We start from the raw sequence: 18,744 nt of genomic DNA, 5'->3' as shown, positions 1-18,744 counted from the left end.
CGGGGCTTGCGTGATTGGTAAGCGGTGACCGGTTAGCGGTCACCGGACGGTGCACTCAGGCGGCGAACTCAATACCCGCCTTTAACCGCCGCCGCCGCGCCCGCCGTGTTTTTATACGACGCCGCCAGATCCGCCGCTGCGCGACTCAGCAAGCCCGTGTCCGTTCCTACCGCGACGAACGTCGCGCCCGCCGCGAGATAATCCGCCGCGAGCGCCGGGTCCGGCGCCAGCACACCCGCCGCCTTGCCTGCGCGCCGCACGACGTCGATGCCTCGGCGGATCGCTTCACGCACGCTCGGGTCGCCGGGTTTGCCCAGCAAGCCCATCGACGCGCTCAAATCCGCCGGTCCGAAAAACACACCGTCGACCCCCACCACGGCCGCGATGGCCGGCAGATTCTCCAGGCCTTGCACGGTCTCCACCTGCACCAGCACGCACAGTTCGCTCGCCGCAGCGTTCAGGTAATCGGGAATCCGGTTCCAGCGCGAGGCCCGCGCCAACGCACTGCCCACGCCGCGAATGCCTTGCGGCGGATAACGCGTGGCGGCGACCGCTTCGGCGGCTTGCGCGGCGGTATCGATCATGGGCAGCAGCAGGGTCTGCGCGCCGATGTCGAGCAACTGCTTGATCAGCGCGCTGTCGCTGCGCACCGGCCGCACTACTGGATGCGACGGGTACGCGGCCACGGCCTGCAATTGCGCGAGCGTGCTGCGCACGTCGTTCGGCGCATGTTCGTTGTCGATCAGCAGCCAGTCGAAACCGGCCGTGGCCAGCAATTCGGTGACGTAGCCATCGGCGAGCGCCGCCCACAGGCCGAATTGCGGTGTGCCTTCGCGCAGCGCGCGTTTGAAGGGGTTGTGCGGTAGGGATAGGGACATGAGCCGCCTCAGATGAAATTCAAACCGATGCCGCCCAGCGGGCCGTAATCGACATGGAACGTGTCGCCCGCGCGCGCCGGGATCGGGCTCGTGAACGAACCGCTCAGGATCACGTCGTTGGCGTTCAGCGATTCGTCGTAAGGCGCGATCTTGTTGGCGAGCCAGGCCACGCCGGTCGCCGGATGGTTGAGCACCGCAGCAGCCAGGCCGCTTTCCTCGACCGCGCCGTTTTTGTACAGCAGCGCGCCGACCCAGCGCAGATCGACGTCCAGCGGCCGCACCGGACGCCCGCCCAGCACGATGCCCGCATTGGCCGCGAAGTCCGAGATCGTGTCGTAGACCTTGCGCGGCGCTTTGGTCTCGCGGTCGAACTGTTCGATGCGCGCGTCGATGATTTCCACGGCGGGCGTCACGTAGGCGGTGGCGTCGAGCACGTCGAACAGCGTCACGCCGGGGCCTTTCAGCGGCTTGCTCAGCACGAACGCCAGTTCCACTTCCACGCGCGGCGCGATGAAGCGATCCGCGCGAATGTCCTGGCCGGCTTCGATAAACATGCTGTCCAGCAACGGTGCGTAATCGGGCTCGTCGATCTGCGACGAACGCTGCATGGCGCGCGACGTCAGGCCGATCTTGCGGCCTTTGATCACGTGCCCCGCGGCGAGTTTGAGCTTGACCCACTCGCGTTGAATCGCGTAGCCGTCCTGGACGGTCATTGCTGGAAACCGGGCGGAGAAGTGGCGCAGTTGCGTGCGGGTTTTCTCGGCGTGGTCGAGTTCGGCCGCGAGGTCGCGGATAGTCTGTTCGTCTAGCATGATGGGTTCCCGATGAGCCGCGGTTTTTCCTGCCGGATCACGCCTTGAGCCGCGCGTGCAGGTTGTTGTGCTTCCAGGTGCCGGCTTCGCTGAACTCGTTGATTTCCAGCGACAACGCGAGGCCGTGCTGCTCGAATTCCGCGGCGAAGTGCTGTTTGATCAGCGTGAACAGGGCTTCGCCGGTGGCCTTTTTGGCCGCCTCCGAGCGGCCCGCGCCGATCTTCAGGTTCGCGTGCAGGAAGGCGGCGTCGGGACGGCCGTCGGCAATGCAGTACTGTTCGCAGCGCAACGCGCGCACGCGGATGCCGCCGATCGGATAGACCCGCTGGTCGTTTTCGCGCTGGGCGTCGAGGCTCTGTGCGAGTGCGCTGCACAGTTGTCCGATGCGCTCGGCGTCCGCGAGATTGGCGCTGTATTCGAGTGTGAGATGCGGCACGTTCGGCTCCTCAAGGCTAATTCAGGCTGATTCAAACGGGCAGCGGCGTGACCGGAAAGATCGCATTGATCTGGCCGGTGCCCGAACTGCCGAAATACGGCGTGACGACTTCCACCTTGCCGTCGTAGCGATCCCAACCGAGTGCGCCGAGCAGCATCGCGGTGTCGTGCATGCCGCCTTCGCCCCAGCATTTCTCGTTGTAGAGCGGCAGCATCTCGCAGAAGGTTTTCCAGTCGCCGGCTTCCCACATCTCGACCACCTTGCGATCCATCTGTTCGAGAAACGGGTTCCACACCTTATGCATGAACTGCTCGGCGGTGCCGTTATCGGCGAAGTGGTGGCTCAGCGACCCGCTTGCCAGAATCGCGACGGTGCCGTCGTAGCGCTCTTCGATCGCCTTGCGCACCGCGAGCCCGAAGCGGGCGCTGGTGGCGAGGTCGTGCCACATGCACCAGCCTGCCACCGAGACGGTCTTGAAGTGCTGATCGGCGTTCATATAGCGCATCGGCACCAGCGTGCCGTACTCGAGTTCGAGCGTGGTCTGGCTATGTGCGCGGCTTTTCACGCCCATTTCGTTCGCGACTTCGGCGATCAGGTCGCCGAGCCCGACATTGCCGGGGTACGCGTACGGCATGTTCTTGATGAAATGCGGCAGTTCGTTGCTGGTGTAGACGCCCTCGAACTTCGGCGCGCAATTGATGTGGTATTCGCTGTTCACCAGCCAATGCACGTCGAACACCACGATCGTATCCACGCCGAGTTCGCGGCAGCGGCGGCCGATTTCATGATGACCGTCGATCGCCGGTTGACGGCAGCCTTTATGCGGCCCGTCGAGTTCGGACAGATATAACGACGGGACGTGCGTGACTTTTGCCGCCAGTGCGAGCTTGCCCATCTCAGTCTCCTGTCGACCCGCGTTAGCGCTTCAGCGCCGGCCCGGGCCGCATGGTGCGTTTCTTGATCTCCGCAACGCGGTTGCGGCGCTATGCAGTGTGGCGCCTCAAACGCCCCAGCGCGGAATGTGATGCGAGCCGAGCGACACGCAGACGTTCTTCGGTTCGAGGAACACTTCATAGCTCCACGTGCCGCCTTCGCGACCCACGCCCGAGGCTTTCGTGCCGCCGAACGGCTGACGCAGATCGCGCACGTTCTGACTGTTGACGAAGCACATACCGGCCTCGACCGCCGCCGCGACGCGCAACGCGCGACCCGTGCTCTCGGTCCAGATGTAGCTCGACAGGCCATACGAAATGTCGTTGGCGAGCCGGATCGCCTCGGCTTCGTCGTCGAACGGAATCAGGCACGCGACCGGGCCGAAGATTTCTTCCTGCGCGATGCGCATGCGGTTGTCGACGTCGACGAACACGGTCGGTTTCACGAAATTGCCTTTGCGCATGGCGTCCGGCAAGTGCGGCGCGTCGAGGCCGCCGCACGCGAGCGTGGCGCCTTCTTTCGGGCCCAGTTCGATATAGCTGCGCACTTTCGCCAGATGCCCCTGGCTGATCATCGGTCCGACGATCGTGCTGTCGGCGAGCGGATCGCCCACCGTCAGGCGCCTGGCACGCTCCACGAAGCGCTCGGCAAAACGCGCATAAATCGAGCGCTGCACCAGAATGCGCGAACCGGCGGTGCAGCGTTCGCCGTTGTTCGAGAAGATCATGAACACGGCGGCGTCGAGCGCGCGTTCGAAATCGGCGTCGTCGAAAATCACGAACGGCGACTTGCCGCCCAGTTCCATCGAAAACTTCTTCAGGCCGGCGGTCTGCACGATCCGGTTGCCGGTCGCGGTCGATCCCGTGAACGACACGGCATGCACGTCGGGATGCGCGACCAACGGTTCGCCTGTGTCCTTGCCGAAACCGTGCACGACATTCAGCACGCCCGCCGGAATGCCGGCTTCGAGTGCGAGCTGGCCGAGCATCGAGGCGGTGAGCGGCGACAGTTCGCTCATCTTCAGCACGGCTGTGTTGCCGAAGGCGAGGCAGGGCGCGACCTTCCAGGTGGCGGTCATGAACGGCACGTTCCACGGCGAGATCAGCGCGCACACGCCGACCGGATGGAACAGCGTGTAGTTCAGATGCGTCTCGGTCGGATACGTATGGCCGTCGACACGCGTGCACATCTCGGCGAAGTAGTTGAAGTTGTCGGCGGCGCGCGGCACGAGTTGCTTGCGCGTTTGCGAGATCGTCTGGCCGGTGTCTTTCGTTTCGGTCTCGGAGATCTCCGGCACGTTCTTCACGATCAGTTCGCCGAGCTTGCGGATCAGCTTCGCGCGTTCGGCGGCGGGTTTCGCGGCCCATGCGGGGAACGCGTCTTTGGCCGCACGCACGGCGGCGTCCACTTCCTGCGCGCCGCCCCGGGCCACTTCGGCGAGTACTTCCTGCGTGGCCGGATTGACCGTTTCGAAGTAATCCTGCGCGGCGCTCGCTTTGCCGTTGATCAGATGGTCGATTCGCATTGCCTTGTCCTTTCTCTATTCAGTGTCGATCGGGCGATCAGACGCGGTCGAAGTCCGCGTCGGAGGCGATCGTATTGACGAGACGGCCAAGGCCGTCGATTTCGCAGACCACTTCGTCGCCGGCATTCACGTTGACGATGCCTTCCGGCGTGCCGGTCAGGATCACGTCGCCAGGCGCGAGCGTCATGAAGCCGCTCAGGTATTCGATCAGCGCGGGAATGCCGGTGACGAGATCGCGCGTGTTGCCGTGCTGCTGGCGCGTGCCGTTCACGAACGTGCGCAACTCCAGTTGCGTGACGTCGGCGATATCCGCCGCGTCGACGAACCAGGGGCCCAGTACCGTGCCGCCGTCGCGATTCTTCACGCGCAGGTTCGGGCGGTAATAGTTTTCGAGGTAATCGCGGATCGCGTAGTCGTTCGCGATCATGTAGCCGGCCACGTGCTGCATGGCGTGCTCGCGTGTCACGTTCTGCGCGGTGCGGCCGATCACCACCGCCAGCTCGCACTCGTAGTGCATGAAGGCGACACCGTCGGGCCGACGCGTGACGCCGCGATGGCCGATCACCGTGCCCGGTCCCTTGAGAAAAACCAGCGGTTCTTCCTGCTTGCTGAACTGCAACTCTTTGGCATGCTCGGCATAGTTCAGGCCGAGCGCGAAGATCGTGCCGACGTCGACCGGCGCGAGCCAGACCACTTCATCCTCGCGACGCACGCGGCCATCGGCAAGGCGCACGCCCTGGGCATCCGGATAGGCTTCGTGAATCGCGCCGGCATACGCTACACGGCCGCGCATCATGACGGTTCTCCTGCTTGTACTGTTGCACCCGCTGCGGCATCTGGCGCGGCGATAAACGACATGGTCAGCGGCGGCAATGCGCCGATAGAGAGCGTGGCAATATCGCCGACATGCGCGACCGGCGAACCGTACGGCACGCCGAGCATGATGACGTCGCCTGCGCCGAGGGTCATGAAATCGGTGACGTCGGCGAGCAGTTGCGCCACGTTACGCACCGACGAAGCCGTGTTCGCCGTGAACGGCTCGGCGCCGTTGAGCGACACCGCGATGTCGAGACGATCCGGCGCGGCGACATGATGCGCTGCAACGAGCGCCGGTCCGATCACGCAAAAACCGTCGCGCGCGCGGAACCGTACCGATGGGCGGTACACGCTCGCATGCGGCACGCTGAGGTCGCCCACCAGCGTGTAACCGGCAACGTACTCCAACGCATTTTGCGCACGAACCCGTGTTGCAGTGCGGCCGATCACGATACCGAGCGACGCACCCACTTCCACGCCCAACGCGTTGTCCGGCACGACAACCTGCGCGCGATGCCCGGCGAACGTATTGCGCGGTTTCAGATACAGCACCGGCGCTTGCGGCGGCGCCTTGTACGGCGCGGCGAGCATCGCGTCGCCCAGCGCCGCGAGCGCGGCGCGGTCGTTCAGCAAGGTGCCATAAACCGCGCCGCTGACCGGAGCGCGGCACGCGACGCCGCGGCCCAGCAGGGCGGCCGCGCTGGCGGCGTCCACATCGCGAGGCAGCGCGTCGCCTTCGGGATGCAGCAGATGATCGGCAAGTGCAAACATAGTCTGGCTGTCTCTCGGCAAAAACACTAACATGTTAGTAGTATCGCGCTTGATATGATCCATGGTCAATAGCCATGTCGGCTGATCACGGGTTTTCCCTTAAGCTTCGACGGCTGCTTTTTTTAATTCTTCTTCGAACATGTCCGCTGCCTCCACCCGAGTTTTGCACCGCAACCTGCCCATGCTGTTGCTGCGCGCCCGAGAAAAAATGATGGAGCGTTTTCGCCCATTGATTACCGCGCATGGATTGACCGAGCAGCAATGGCGCGTGATCCGCGCGCTCAACGAGCATGGTCCGATGGAGCCGCGTCACATCTCCGACATCTGTACGATTTCGAGCCCGAGCATGGCCGGCGTGCTCGCGCGCATGGAGAGCATGGAACTGGTGATCAAGGAGCGTTTCGCGGAAGACCAGCGCCGCGTGCTGGTGTCGCTCACCGATACCAGCGTGGAACTGGTGCGGGTGATTTCAAAAGATCTCGAAGCGCATTACCGCGAGCTGGAGCGCAAGGTCGGACCGGAGATCGTCGAGCGTGTGTATCGCGCGGTGGACGATCTGCTGGCCGGGCTTGAAGACGAGGACGAGTAAGCCCGTGGCTTGGTTGCCCGCGCCGGCGGTCATCGTGTTGTTGGCGTTGTCCCGCTGGCCGAGCAGATCCATGGCGTGAGTCCGTCGAGCACGCGCCGGCAACTGGTGGTGACAACGGGTATTCAGCACCAGTTCTGATCACGGCGAGCCAGGGGCGAATCCGAGCCCCTCACCAGCCATGAAAGCGTCGCCATTCCACGCTGGCGCCGTCCGGCGCGACCGCGTGATACTCGGGAAACTGCGCGCCGGTTGCGCACGCATGGTTCGGCAGAATGCGCAGCTTCATGCCGAGCGGAAAGCGCTGGGTGATGTCGTCGGCGAAACCTGCGCCGCTCTCGGTCTCGGGCGTGGCCGACGACAGAATCCCGTGCTCCTGATTCGCGCCGCTCACCACGTAGCCGGCGAGCGGCGTGCCGTTCAGCAAGCACGGCAGGCCGTAGCCGAAATCGTGCGCCTGCTTCGAGGTGCCGCGATCGCGGCTCAACGCCATCCAGCCCGCGTCGAGAATCGCCCAGCCTTTGTCCGCCTGATGACCGATCACGGTCGCGAGCACGCTCAACGCGATGTCGTCGAGCGCACACACGCCGACGTTGTGCATGACCAGATCGAACAGCACGTAGACGCCGGCGCGCACTTCGGTCACGCCGTCCAGTTGCGCGGCGGCCAGCGCGGTCGGTGTCGAACCCACGCTGACGGCGGGGCAGGCAATGCCGGCCTCGCGCAGCCGCTGCGCCGCGCGCACGCAGCCCGCACGTTCCTGCTCCGCGAGCGCGGCGAGCGCCTCGGGCGTATTCAGTTCGTAGCTGGAACCGGCGTGGGTCATCACGCCGCCTACCTTGACGCCGTTCTCATGCAGAATCCGGGCGACCACGAGCAAGGTGTCCTGTTCGGGTGTGATGCCGGAGCGGTGTCCGTCGGTGTCGACCTCGATCCAGACCTCGAACGTTTCACCGTGCTGGTCGCCGAACGCGGCAATTGCCGATGCGGCGCCCGGGTTGTCCACCACCAGCTTCAGATCGCAGCCCTGGCGGCGCAATGCCAACGCGCGCGGCAATTTGGCGGGGACCATGCTGACCGCGTACAGAATGTCGGCGACCCCAGCCGCGAAGAACGCCTCCGCTTCCTTCAACGTCGACACCGTAATGCCGCGCGCACCGGCGGCGATCTGCGCGCGCACCACGTCGATGCATTTGGTGGTCTTCACGTGCGGGCGGAACGCCACGCCCAGCGTGTTCATCTGCCCCTGCATGCGGGCGATGTTCTTCTGCATGCGCGCGACGTCGATCAGCGCGGCGGGTGTTTCGATGTGGTCGAGTTTCATGTCGAGTTTCGTGTATTCACCGGTGAATAGCGAGAGTTCAGTTCAGACCGAAGCGGCGCAGCCACGGCACCAACTGGTCGAGCGTGGGCGATTCGATTTCGGGCGGCTGCGCGCCGCTCACGAGCGGCAAGCCGACGCGGTTGTGCCAGTATGTCCGCAAGCCGACGGCGGCGGTGCCGAACATGTCGTAGCTGGAGCCTGCGACGAACGCGGCTTCGTGCGCGGCTACGCCGAGCTGGTCGAGGGCGAGGCGGTAGGGCAGTGGATCGGGTTTGTACACGCCGGCTTCTTCGGCGGTGACGATCGCGTCCCAGTGAACCGGGAACAGATTCGCGGCCTGCTTGCCGAGGCGCGCGGAGCAGTTGGTGACCACCGCCAGTTTGCAATGCGGTGCGAGCGCCTGCAACGCCTCGACAGCGCCGCTCCAGGGCGCGAGTTTCAGCCAGTCGGCTTCGAGCGCGAGCGGCGCGGATTCGGGCAAGCCGACTTCCTTGGCCGCGTCGCGCACCAGTTGTTCATACGGAACGTATTGGCCGCAGCCGTAGGTCAAACGCAGATAGGCCGCCCGCCATGCGCGACCAGTCGGTTCGGACCCGGCGGCATGGTTCCACGACGTCCACGAGTCGAGCAGCGCGGTCAGAAGGTCGAACAGCACCGCTTTCGGGTACGCGGAGGGTGCGGATGTGTCAGTCATGATGTGCCCGGCGTTGAGTGTGAACCGATTATAGATTTGCCTCGGCATCGCGGCGTTCAGCCGGATTTACTCATAAATTCAGCCGGGTTGAATCTTGCGCCTGCGCGCACGTCATGCACGGCGCTCCGATGTTCAGCGCCGCCATGGCGGCAGCGGCCTGAACCGGCCCTGCAAATACTGCATGAAATGACGGGTGCGCGCCGGCAGTCCGGCGCGTTGGTGCGTGAGCGCGATCACGTTGGCGTCGGGTGCCTTCCATCCCGGCAGCAAACGCACCAGCTTGCCTTTGGCGAGGTCGTCGGCGACATCCCATTCCGAGCGCAAAATCACGCCGCGGCCTTCGCACGCCCACTGGCGGATCACGTCGCCGTCGTTGCAGCTCATGCGGGGCGCCACGCGCACGCTGTGACGCGCGCGGCCTTTGCTGAACTGCCAGAGCGTGACGTCCTCGTTATTTTCGCGTAGCACGATGCAGGGCAGCCGGCTCAATTGTTCCGGCGATTCCGGCGCACCGGCACGCCGGATCAGCGCGGGCGCGGCGCAGACAAAGCGCGCGTTCGGTGCGATCGTATAGCCGACCAGGTTCGACACCGGCAGCTCGCCAATATGCACGACGATGTCGAAGCGATCCATCGTCTCCGTCAACGGCTGGTCGGATAGCGTGAGCGCTACGTCGATATCCGGGTTCTCCTGCTGGAACGCCGCCACCGCCGGCGCGAGGTGGCGTCGGCCGAAACCGAGCGGTGCGTTGATTTTCAAGGTACCGATCAGGCCGCCGCGGCGCATCTGCAAATCGTCGAACAAGGCGTCGAACTGCTGGACGAGTTCGGCGCCGCGCTCGCACAGCAGTGCGCCTTCTTCCGTGAATTGCAGACGGCGTGCGGTGCGATTCACCAGTTGCGTGCCCAACTTCTTTTCGAGTTGCTGAAGACGCTGTGTCACCGCCGACGGCGATAGCCCCAGTTTTCGTGCCGCGGCGATCAGGCTGCCGCTGTCGCGAATGGTCAGCAGGAAACGGATATCGGTCGAATCGTTCATATCGGCGATGATTGAATGCGGGAATCCGGCAGCTTAAAGCCTTTCAAAGGGCTTCAAAGCGTTTTAGCGTTTCTGGACACGAGGTTTCCACCGCTGTCCTGTCTGCGCCGCCCAAAATGCGCGGCCGCCATTGCAAGGTAAAGTGATGCTTCTGTAACGCAGTCGACAGCTTGACCCGCTAAAGTGTGCGCCAGCATTGAAGCGGCGCAGGCCGCGTCCTTTTTCCTTCGCATCGTTGCCGCTTTCATTGGAAGAGAAGTTCCATGTCGTCTTCAGCCAATCCGTCAGGCGCCGCCTCGTCGAACGATCCGGCCCGGCAGCCGGATGCCACCGCGCAAAAAAGTCCCCTGAAACAAGGGGTATTTCTGCACACGGGCTGGCGTAGCGCGGGAACGTGGGTCTGGTCGCGTCTGCGCGCGCTCGACACTGCGACCGGTTTCTACGAACCGCTCAGCAACGTGCTCGCGGATTTGAGCCTCGCGGATGTCGCCGCGTCGCGCCCCACGCTGACATCCGGTCATCCGCCGCTCGCCGCGCCTTATTTCGACGAATACCGGCCGTTTCTCCACGAAGGTGCGCGCGGTGTCGAAGGCTATGGAAAGCGCTTCGGTATCGATCGCTTCACCCTCGCACCGGATGCGGAATTCCCCGCATTGCAGGCCTATTTGCGCAATCTGTCCGACCGCACGCTGGAGCACGGGCGTGTGCCGGTGTTCAAGTTCTGCCGTTCGTCGGGCCGCTTGCCGTGGCTGAAGCAGGCCTTTGCGCAGGCCATGCATGTGGGCGTGTTGCGCAATCCGGCGTCGCAGTTCGCGTCGGGCTGGCTGCTCAGTCAGCAATGGAGCAACGCGTTCTTTGTCGCGGCGCCGTTTCGTGTGCTGGGTTTGAATCAGTCGGACCCATTGGTCAGGGAGGCCATCGCGGTCTGCGGCGTGAGCCTGCCGCCCGTCTCGCCCAACTCGGACGACGCGTATGCGCTGGCGTGCGAGCAATACGCGCGCAGCGCGGAAGCCAATAACGCGTACCGGGCGTTCGTCGCGTTGTGGATTCTTTGCGCGTTGCGCATGGCCGACGGCGTGGATCTGCTGATCGATATGGACCAACTCGGGCAGTCGCGCGATTACGCGGCCGGCTTGCGCGCCGCGTTCGAGACGCAATGCGGTCTTTCGCCCGATTTCGGCAGCGCGCGCGACCTGGTGGACGCGACGCGGCGCAGCGCAGCGCGCATGACCGGCATCGACGGACGGTCCATGCGCGCTGTTCACTCCGCCGCGCTGAAATTCCTCAAGGCGCAAGGCGCGACCGATACAGCGTTCATTGAACGGGTTCGCGAGAAGATGGTGCTGGCCAACGAGCTGACGGAGCTTTGGCGCTGATTGCGCCAGCGGCCACACCCCTTTAACCAATACAGTTGCCGCGCAAAAAACAATACAGTGCGGCGCGGTTTTATCGTGCTGTATCGGGAATCCCACCGGCGCCGTCGATACAGTTTGCAGGTCTTGGCGAGCCGGCCGGCGAGCGGAATACCGCTCGTGTGCGACGCGGCTCGGCCTGATCTTTTTGCCAGCGGCCGGGAACCCGACCTGCGTCGCGGCCGATCCCGAACCCGAGGTAAGGACATGAATGCAGTGAACGAGCAGGCGAAGCTGTCGGTGCAGCAGTTGGGCCACTACATCGGCGGCGCGCCGGTTGCGGCGAGCAGCGGCCGCTTCAAGGACGTGTTCAATCCGGCCACCGGCAAGGTGACCGGTTCGGTTGCGCTGGCGTCGGTCGAGGAAGTGGACGCGGCCGTGCAGGCCGCCAAGGCCGCGTTCCCGGCGTGGAGCGAAACCGCACCGCTCAAGCGCGCGCGCATTCTGTTCAGGTTCAAGGAATTGCTGAACCAGCATCACGACGAACTCGCCATGCTGATCACGCGCGAACACGGCAAGGTGTTTACCGACGCGCAAGGCGAAGTGGTGCGCGGTATCGAAGTGGTCGAATTCGCGTGCGGCATTCCGAACCTGCTCAAGACCGACTTCACCGACCAGATCGGCGGCGGCATCGACAACTGGAATCTGCGTCAGGCGCTCGGCGTGGTCGCGGGCATCACGCCGTTCAATTTTCCGGTCATGGTGCCGATGTGGATGTTCCCGGTCGCGCTGGCTTGCGGCAATACGTTCGTGCTGAAGCCTTCGGAGCGAGATCCTTCCGCGTCGCTGCGGATCGCGGCGTTGCTGAAGGAAGCCGGTCTGCCGGACGGCGTGTTCAACGTCGTGAACGGCGACAAGGTCGCGGTCGATGCATTGATCGAGCACCCGGACGTCGCGGCGCTGTCGTTCGTCGGCTCCACGCCGATCGCCGAATACATTCACACGGAAGCGTCGAAGCGCGGCAAGCGCGTGCAGGCACTCGGCGGCGCGAAGAACCATCTGGTGGTGATGCCCGACGCGGATCTGGACCAGGCGGTCGACGCGCTGATCGGCGCGGCCTACGGCTCGGCAGGCGAGCGTTGCATGGCGATTTCGGTGGCGGTCGCGGTGGGTAATGTCGCCGACACGTTGATCGAGAAGCTGGTGCCGCGCGTCAAGTCGCTGGTGATCAGGAACGGCGAGCATCTCGACGCGGAGATGGGACCCTTGGTGACCGCCGAACATAAGGCCAAGGTGGCCGGATATATCGCTTCGGGCGTGGAGCAAGGCGCGAAGCTGATCGTCGACGGCCGCACACATCCGGTGGCGGAAGAAGAGGGTTTCTTTATCGGCGGCACGTTGTTCGATAACGTCGGGACTGAAATGAAGATCTATCAGGAAGAGATATTCGGCCCGGTGCTGGCCGTGGTGCGTGTGCCCGATTTCGCGAGCGCGGTTGCGTTGATCAACGCGCATGAGTTCGGCAATGGCGTGTCGCTGTTCACGTCGGACGGCGGCGTGGCACGCGCATTCGGCCGCCAGATTCAGGTCGGCATGGTCGGCATCAACGTGCCGATTCCGGTGCCGATGGCGTGGCACTCGTTCGGCGGCTGGAAGCGCTCGCTGTTCGGCGATCATCATGCTTACGGCGAAGAGGGTGTGCGCTTCTATACGCGTTACAAGAGCATCATGCAGCGCTGGCCGGATAGCATCGCGAAGGGTGCGGAGTTCACGATGCCGGTCGCGAAGTAGTGGATAGAGAATAAAAAAGAAGACTTGCTGTAACGAGAAAACCACGCCTGATTCAGGCGTGGTTTTTTTATTTCAGGCCTATAAATGCGCTAGATATTCGTTATGCATTGAATCAGAAGGCTTTCTGAAATTTCTCATCTTTGCCTCGTCAATTTCGTCATCGCGTCCTACGTAGAATCGCGCATTCTGGCCCGCTAGCGTTAGCAACACGAGCCGAGGGAGACAAGAATTGGGCAAGGAGAATGAAGCTAACTGATTTGATTCAGGCCATTCGCAGCGATCTGATCCAGCATGAGCGACTGCTAAAAACGGATATTCCGTCGCTGCCTGCCAACACGCTATTACCGCGCCGGGCGGTGACGTATGCCGAACTCGGTCGCGATTTCAGCGTCACGATCGACATGGTCTCGGTAGACAGCGATATCGGACTCAAGACGTTAATGTCTCAGTCGATAACGCTCTGGATTCAGCAGGCCGATAAATCCTATCTGCCTATCAACGGCTATGTTCATCGGTTCCGGCGGCTCGGCGCCAACGGCGACCTGACCAGCTATCAGATCAGCTTCGCGTCATGGCTGCATTTTCTGCACTTGCGCAGCGACATGCGAATCTGGCAGGACCGTTCCGTCGACGACATTATCAGCGACGTCTTCAACGAGCACCCGCAGGCGCAGGGCAAATTCACCTTCGCACTATCGCGATCCTTGCCGTTGCTGTCGTATTGCCGGCAGAGTGAAACCGACTGGAATTTCGTCCACCGACTAATGGAGTCGGAGGGGCTATACGGATTCTTCCGATACAGCGCCGACGGTCAATCGCATACGTTCGTTATTACGGACAATCTTCGGTACGTCGACGAGATCGCGCCCGTGCGCTACTACCGATCCGATCTACACGGCAGCGACGTCGGTGCGCTCACGCTGTGGTCGGGTTCGCGCACGCTGCAAAGTGCCGCGTATGCGACACGTACCTCCGATTACAAGCATCCGCCTATACCGTCGCGTCCGAAAGGCACGCTTGTTCACGCTCGCCCGAATCAGGGGGCGTTGCCGGGGCAGACTGAAATCTTCGAGTTCACTGGTGCGTACACGTACCGGGAAAGTGAGCGGGGTCAGGCGCTGTCGAAGATTCGCGTCGAAGAATGGGAGTCGCGCGCGAAGCGGTTTCATGGATTGGGTGGTCTGCCCGGTATCGATGCGGGTCGCGTTTTCCAACTGGTGGACCATCCCGAACATGATCGCGAGCCGGAAGAGCAGCGGCAATTCGTTGCGCTCAAGGTATGGCGCTACCTCGAGAACAATCTGCCCGTCTCGCGTGAGGAGCCGGATTATCCGCACAGCCTGAAACGCGAGTTGCAGCAGGCGATGGCGGGCCGCGCCGACCACGAGTTCTTGAAGATTCGTCACTTCGACGGCAGTGAAGGATGCTGTCTGGTCGAGATCGAAGCACAGCGTACGACGGTGCCGTATCGCAGTCCGTTCGAACATAAAAAGCCAGTGATGCATCTCGAGACCGCGATGGTGGTTGGACCGAAGGGCGAAGAGGTCTACACGGACGACCTGAACCGTATCAAGGTGGTGTTTTTGTGGGGCCGGCACAACCCCGGCAACGCGGGAGCGTCATGCTGGATTCGTGCCGCGCAGGCCGATACCGGCGCAGGTTACGGCGGCGTGCATGTGCCGAGAGTAGGGGAAGAGTTAATCGTCGATCACGTGGGCGGGGATTGCGACAGACCGCTTGCGGTCCATCGCGTCTACAACGGCGCGGTGCGTCCGGCGTGGCACACGAACGGCATTCTTTCGGGCTACCGGTCGAAGGAATATCACGGCTCGGATTTCAGTCACTTCGTCATGGACGATGCGACGGGCCAGACACGCGCTCAATTGTTCAATAGCGGCAGTAACGGCATCACCCTGCTGCAAATAGGCTACCTGATCGATCAGAACGACAATGCGCGCGGCGCCTATCTCGGCTCGGGCTTCGATCTGAAGACCGATGCATGGGGCGCGATACGGGCCAATCGCGGCCTGTATGTGAGCACGTATACGAAACCGTCGAACGGCCAGCCGCTCGATGCGCGCGAGACGCAGGAGCAACTCGGCAATTCGGCAAGCCTGCTTGAAACCTTAGCTGACGCAAGTGAACAGATCCAGGCCGAAAGTCTGAAGCCGGGGCATCAGGAACTGAAGGGCTTTTCGGATGCGACGCGGCACAGCGTGTCAGGCACGTCGAAGGGAGGGCGGACAGCAGGCGGCGGCACCGGGAATGCGAATGTCTTTGCCAAACCGTTGCTGGCGCTTGGAAGCCCGGAGGACATTGGTCTTTCGAGCAAGGCTTCCATTCACGCAACTGCCGATCGGCACATCAATCTCGCGAGTGGCCTGAGTACTTTCGTGGCGGCCGGAAAGTCGTTCATTGCGGGGGCGGTCGAGAAGATCAGCCTGTTCGTACAGCGCGGCGGGATCGATTTATTTGCCGCGAAGGGGCCGGTCCGGATTCAGGCTCACGACGACGATATCGAAGTGATCGCCGAGCGGGTGATCAAGTTGCTGGCTATCAAGGGGAAAGTCGATATCGCGGCGCTGGATGGCATCCGGCTGTCGTCGGGCGAAGGCTATATCGAGTTAGCTGGCGGCGAAGTCAATATTCAGGCGCCCGGCAAGATCTCTTTCAAGGGTAGTCAGTACAGCTTCGATGGGCCAGCTAGTCAGCCTTATCCCTTGCCGCCGTTCAGGCCGCCATATCAGGCGCAATACGTTCTGGAAAGCGAAACGGACGGCACACCGATGATTCACCACCCTTATGAATTGAAGCTGCCTTCTGGGCGCACGTTGCAGGGGCGCACGAATGATCTGGGGGAGACGGTGCGGGTGTTTACGTCCAGTGCGCAGGATGTGCGTTTGCGGGCGCTTGAACAGGATACGGCCGAGGTTAAGCCATGGAAGTTTGCGGGTGGCGGGCAGGCAGATATCGAGGCGGACTATCTGGTCGATGCCGGTAACGATTGAATGAGACAGGAGGCTATATAGCATGGGGGCGTCGCTTGAGGAAGGAGGTTCGACCTGCACGACGATCGATGAGAAACCGGAGTACGCGCGAATTCCGCCGGGCAGAAAGGGTTATTTACAGGAGAAGGTCGAGCACGCGTTGCAAATGCCGAAGATCGTGTACATCCGGTTGCCGGATGGTAGGACGACGGTCAATTTGTTGAAGCAGGTCGCGATGACGTTGGCGATTCGCTACGATGAAAACCGCAACCTCGACAACAAGGCGAACAAGTTTCTATGGCAATACAAGGCGGAGGTGAGCTTTGATATGTGGCCAACCGCCATCTCGCGTGGTGCTGAAGCACCCATTCCCTTCCTGAGCGACGAGCCGCTAGGGCCGGGAGGCCAACGTCATAGCGTGAACCCGTTTCCGCAAGGTAGGAAGCCGAAGTTCCTGCGGCGACCGGACGTGATTATCGTAAAGAATCCGGCAGACCGATGGCCCGGTCGCGGTAACGTCGATCGAGTTGGTGTATCTCATCGCGACAATATGCTGCGACTAGTTGAGGTTAAGTTTCCCGGCGATACGTGGGGCGAAGGGCAAGAGGAAGCATACCGAATGATCGCAGGTGACTTCAAGAATCGCATGACGGTGATTGACGTTAGCGATTGCAACCGGGAGTTGGAAAAAGCGCGTCAACGCGCATTGGCGAACGCGCCTGCTCTGCAGTCCACCAAGGGAAGACAACGACGACGCGTGCCTATCCGCACAATCGCGCCCGTGACTGAACCGGTCTGGTATGAGGACTGGTGGTCGTCGGCGGAACGGCACGTCGAAGACGTCGCCGAAGCGGTCGCGCCGATATGGGACGCGGTTCATCGCGGCTACACCTACCTGTCGGAAGAAACGAGCGCTTTTCTCCACGAGCAGGCACCTTGGATATTCACGGTTGGTCAGTGGGTTGAGGACAAGGCCAGTGATGCATGGGTGTGGGTCGATGAAAAACGGCAGGAAATTTATCGCTACACGATGGAGCAGTTACAGGCCGGCTGGCATGAGATTGTGCGCACCACCGACATGACTTGGGAGTTGCTTAAACAGATTGATTGGGCTCAGGTCGCCATTACTACGCTCAAGGTGCTGGCTGCAATTGTCGTCGTGGTTGCTGGTGTCGCAATTGTCGTCCTGCTTGCTCCGGTGCTGGTCGCCATGTTCACCGCGCTAGCCACGATTGTTTCTGCGGCGAGTGCAGAAGCGCTTGCGGCACTTGCCTTGGCGCTTGGCGCGACGGTAAGTGCTTCCGCTGGCTAATCCTTCAATAGACTCCACAGATACAGGACAGACTATGACGCTGCGTGATTCAAAACCCGTGCTCACTCCCTCACAGGCGCTGGCTCGCTACAAGGAAGATTTGAGCGTGCGCCTCGCGGATAACAGTATGGGCGTGCTGCCGGGTGTGATTGGCACGTTGAACTTTGAACGTGGTGCCCAACCGGCTGTGCGTCAAGCCATTCTCGATTGCTTCGACCGCTTTGAGGAAATGTTCGGTGAGCATTTGAAGGGAGGCAAGGATACCGATCTCGGTAATTTCACCAAACGCACTACCGCTGGTGTCGAAAAGATCAGGCGGGCCATCCTGGATACTCCGTCACACCTCGAAGTCAGCGTGGTTCGCTCAAGTGCAACCAATCAGGATACTGCCGCCGAGTACAGTATTCATACGCTAATCGGTGTCGCGACAAACTTCGACTATGTTTCGCCCACAGGTAGATTGAAAGTACCCAAGGGCAAAGAGTCCTGCCTGTCGTATCTGAAATTCAATGTGCCGATGGATCTGGTGACGACGGAAGAGGGCATCGCGCAGTACGAAAGTTTCCTGCGTTACGTGTGTGAAAAGTTGGTTGTGCGCGGCGGATATGGTGGCCTTTCTCCGATTCTTCCCTATAGCTATCACCGCTATACATCGCAGGAATGGGCACTTGCCAGCCGATTCAGTGGACTGGAAATCGACAGTACGGCGCATCTATCGATCGATACCTATAATCCCGCCTCATATGAGGGCGAATCCAGGGACGATCCGACCGCAACGTACGGTCACCTGCAGCCCGGCGCGATCGTCAACGAGTGGGGTTTTATCAAAGGCGTGAACTGGTACACGATCCTCGGCGATTTCTTTGTCGAGCGTTTTGGCGGCGAAACCGCACTACGCAAAGCACTCGACCGTCCCGACATCCACATCGAGCATATCGGATCGTCATTACTGATTCGCGCGGGCGATTTCCCGCGTCTCGGCGCGCCCGAAGAAGATCTACCCGAACCCTATGTCTTCGTGAACAGCGTATTGCGAGTGCTGCGTGACCCGAAGCCGGACGGTCTGCATCTATACGACCCGTATCTTCCGCATGCCGACGCGAAGAATGCGCGGACATGGACAGCGCGTTTCGATCTACCCGATGCGCCGCCCATTCCCGAGCCGCCGACCATCGTTCCGTTCCCTGTCGAACGTAAACCCGTTCGCCACAGCATACCGGGCGGTAGTCCGTGCCCCGAAGCGGGATGGTGGCAAACGCCCGCGAAGGCGGACAGTCGCCGCTATTTCGAAGCGGGAGAAATCATGCCGGTCTTTTCAGGTAGCCGCTGGGGCGCGACAAACTGGATCTGGTCTGAAGACGAGAGTATGTCATGACTGAAGGACAAGGAATGGTACGTCGAACGATGGCCGATTTTTCGTCGGACCCGAGTCTCAGTTTGGTTCGCGCGAGTGACAGTGGTTGCGTCCGCTGGTTAATCCTTCAATAGA

Annotated in this window: 16 protein-coding genes; 6 read left to right on the top strand and 10 right to left on the bottom strand. The window is 62.0% G+C overall.

Annotation, left to right across the window (positions count from 1 at the left end):
- Positions 1 to 68: 68 nt before the first annotated feature.
- The 7 genes from hpaI to BX591_RS21055 all read right to left on the bottom strand — a co-directional run bounded on the left by hpaI (position 69) and on the right by BX591_RS21055 (position 6,171).
- A complete protein-coding gene (hpaI, locus tag BX591_RS21085) occupies positions 69 to 878 on the bottom strand; it encodes a 4-hydroxy-2-oxoheptanedioate aldolase (protein WP_111933252.1) in 810 nt (269 codons plus the stop codon).
- A gap of 8 nt (positions 879 to 886) precedes the next feature.
- Entirely contained in the window at positions 887 to 1,690 is an 804-nt protein-coding gene (gene hpaH, locus BX591_RS21080) for a 2-oxo-hept-4-ene-1,7-dioate hydratase (RefSeq protein ID WP_111933251.1), read from the bottom strand.
- 37 nt (positions 1,691 to 1,727) lie between these two features.
- Positions 1,728 to 2,126, bottom strand: coding sequence for a 5-carboxymethyl-2-hydroxymuconate Delta-isomerase (locus BX591_RS21075; protein ID WP_111933250.1), 399 nt, complete (start codon positions 2,124 to 2,126; stop codon positions 1,728 to 1,730).
- A 31-nt stretch (positions 2,127 to 2,157) separates the two neighbouring features.
- Positions 2,158 to 3,021, bottom strand: coding sequence for a 3,4-dihydroxyphenylacetate 2,3-dioxygenase (gene hpaD / locus BX591_RS21070; RefSeq protein ID WP_111933249.1), 864 nt, complete (start codon positions 3,019 to 3,021; stop codon positions 2,158 to 2,160).
- Positions 3,022 to 3,126: 105 nt separating this feature from the next.
- Positions 3,127 to 4,584, bottom strand: coding sequence for a 5-carboxymethyl-2-hydroxymuconate semialdehyde dehydrogenase (hpaE, locus tag BX591_RS21065; protein ID WP_111933248.1), 1,458 nt, complete (start codon positions 4,582 to 4,584; stop codon positions 3,127 to 3,129).
- A gap of 37 nt (positions 4,585 to 4,621) precedes the next feature.
- Positions 4,622 to 5,380, bottom strand: coding sequence for a fumarylacetoacetate hydrolase family protein (locus tag BX591_RS21060; RefSeq protein WP_111933247.1), 759 nt, complete (start codon positions 5,378 to 5,380; stop codon positions 4,622 to 4,624).
- Positions 5,377 to 6,171, bottom strand: a complete 795-nt coding sequence (locus tag BX591_RS21055) for a fumarylacetoacetate hydrolase family protein (RefSeq protein ID WP_111933246.1) — start codon at positions 6,169 to 6,171, stop codon at positions 5,377 to 5,379. Before BX591_RS21055 ends, BX591_RS21060 begins: the two co-directional genes overlap by 4 nt.
- A gap of 181 nt (positions 6,172 to 6,352) precedes the next feature.
- On the opposite strand from BX591_RS21055, the gene hpaR reads away from it, so the two are divergent.
- Positions 6,353 to 6,760, top strand: a complete 408-nt coding sequence (hpaR, locus tag BX591_RS21050) for a homoprotocatechuate degradation operon regulator HpaR (protein WP_111933245.1) — start codon at positions 6,353 to 6,355, stop codon at positions 6,758 to 6,760.
- Positions 6,761 to 6,929: 169 nt separating this feature from the next.
- On the opposite strand, the gene BX591_RS21045 is transcribed toward hpaR, so the two are convergent.
- The 3 genes from BX591_RS21045 to BX591_RS21035 all read right to left on the bottom strand — a co-directional run bounded on the left by BX591_RS21045 (position 6,930) and on the right by BX591_RS21035 (position 9,813).
- Positions 6,930 to 8,081, bottom strand: a complete 1,152-nt coding sequence (locus BX591_RS21045; protein ID WP_111933244.1) for a DSD1 family PLP-dependent enzyme — start codon at positions 8,079 to 8,081, stop codon at positions 6,930 to 6,932.
- A gap of 37 nt (positions 8,082 to 8,118) precedes the next feature.
- Positions 8,119 to 8,775, bottom strand: a complete 657-nt coding sequence (locus BX591_RS21040) for an HAD family hydrolase (protein ID WP_111933340.1) — start codon at positions 8,773 to 8,775, stop codon at positions 8,119 to 8,121.
- 132 nt (positions 8,776 to 8,907) lie between these two features.
- The gene (locus BX591_RS21035) at positions 8,908 to 9,813 is read right to left on the bottom strand and encodes a LysR family transcriptional regulator (protein WP_111933243.1); all 906 of its coding nucleotides are present in this window, start codon (positions 9,811 to 9,813) and stop codon (positions 8,908 to 8,910) included.
- A gap of 263 nt (positions 9,814 to 10,076) precedes the next feature.
- On the opposite strand from BX591_RS21035, the gene BX591_RS21030 reads away from it, so the two are divergent.
- From BX591_RS21030 to BX591_RS21010, 5 genes are all read left to right on the top strand, one after another.
- On the top strand, positions 10,077 to 11,189 hold the full coding sequence (locus tag BX591_RS21030; RefSeq protein WP_244147083.1) for a hypothetical protein: 1,113 nt from the start codon (positions 10,077 to 10,079) through the stop codon (positions 11,187 to 11,189).
- 243 nt (positions 11,190 to 11,432) lie between these two features.
- Entirely contained in the window at positions 11,433 to 12,956 is a 1,524-nt protein-coding gene (locus tag BX591_RS21025) for a CoA-acylating methylmalonate-semialdehyde dehydrogenase (protein WP_111933242.1), read from the top strand.
- 242 nt (positions 12,957 to 13,198) lie between these two features.
- Positions 13,199 to 15,964, top strand: a complete 2,766-nt coding sequence (locus BX591_RS21020; RefSeq protein WP_111933241.1) for a type VI secretion system Vgr family protein — start codon at positions 13,199 to 13,201, stop codon at positions 15,962 to 15,964.
- A 22-nt stretch (positions 15,965 to 15,986) separates the two neighbouring features.
- A complete protein-coding gene (locus BX591_RS21015; RefSeq protein WP_111933240.1) occupies positions 15,987 to 17,255 on the top strand; it encodes a VRR-NUC domain-containing protein in 1,269 nt (422 codons plus the stop codon).
- Positions 17,256 to 17,289: 34 nt separating this feature from the next.
- Complete coding sequence (locus tag BX591_RS21010; protein ID WP_111933239.1) at positions 17,290 to 18,630, top strand: type VI immunity family protein; 1,341 nt, start codon at positions 17,290 to 17,292, stop codon at positions 18,628 to 18,630.
- The last annotated feature ends 114 nt before the right edge of the window (positions 18,631 to 18,744 follow it).

Source organism: Paraburkholderia bryophila (assembly GCF_003269035.1).
Taxonomy (GTDB): Bacteria; Pseudomonadota; Gammaproteobacteria; order Burkholderiales; family Burkholderiaceae; genus Paraburkholderia; species Paraburkholderia bryophila.
Note: the sequence above shows the minus strand (reverse complement) of the source record. Positions and strands in the feature narration are given on the sequence as shown.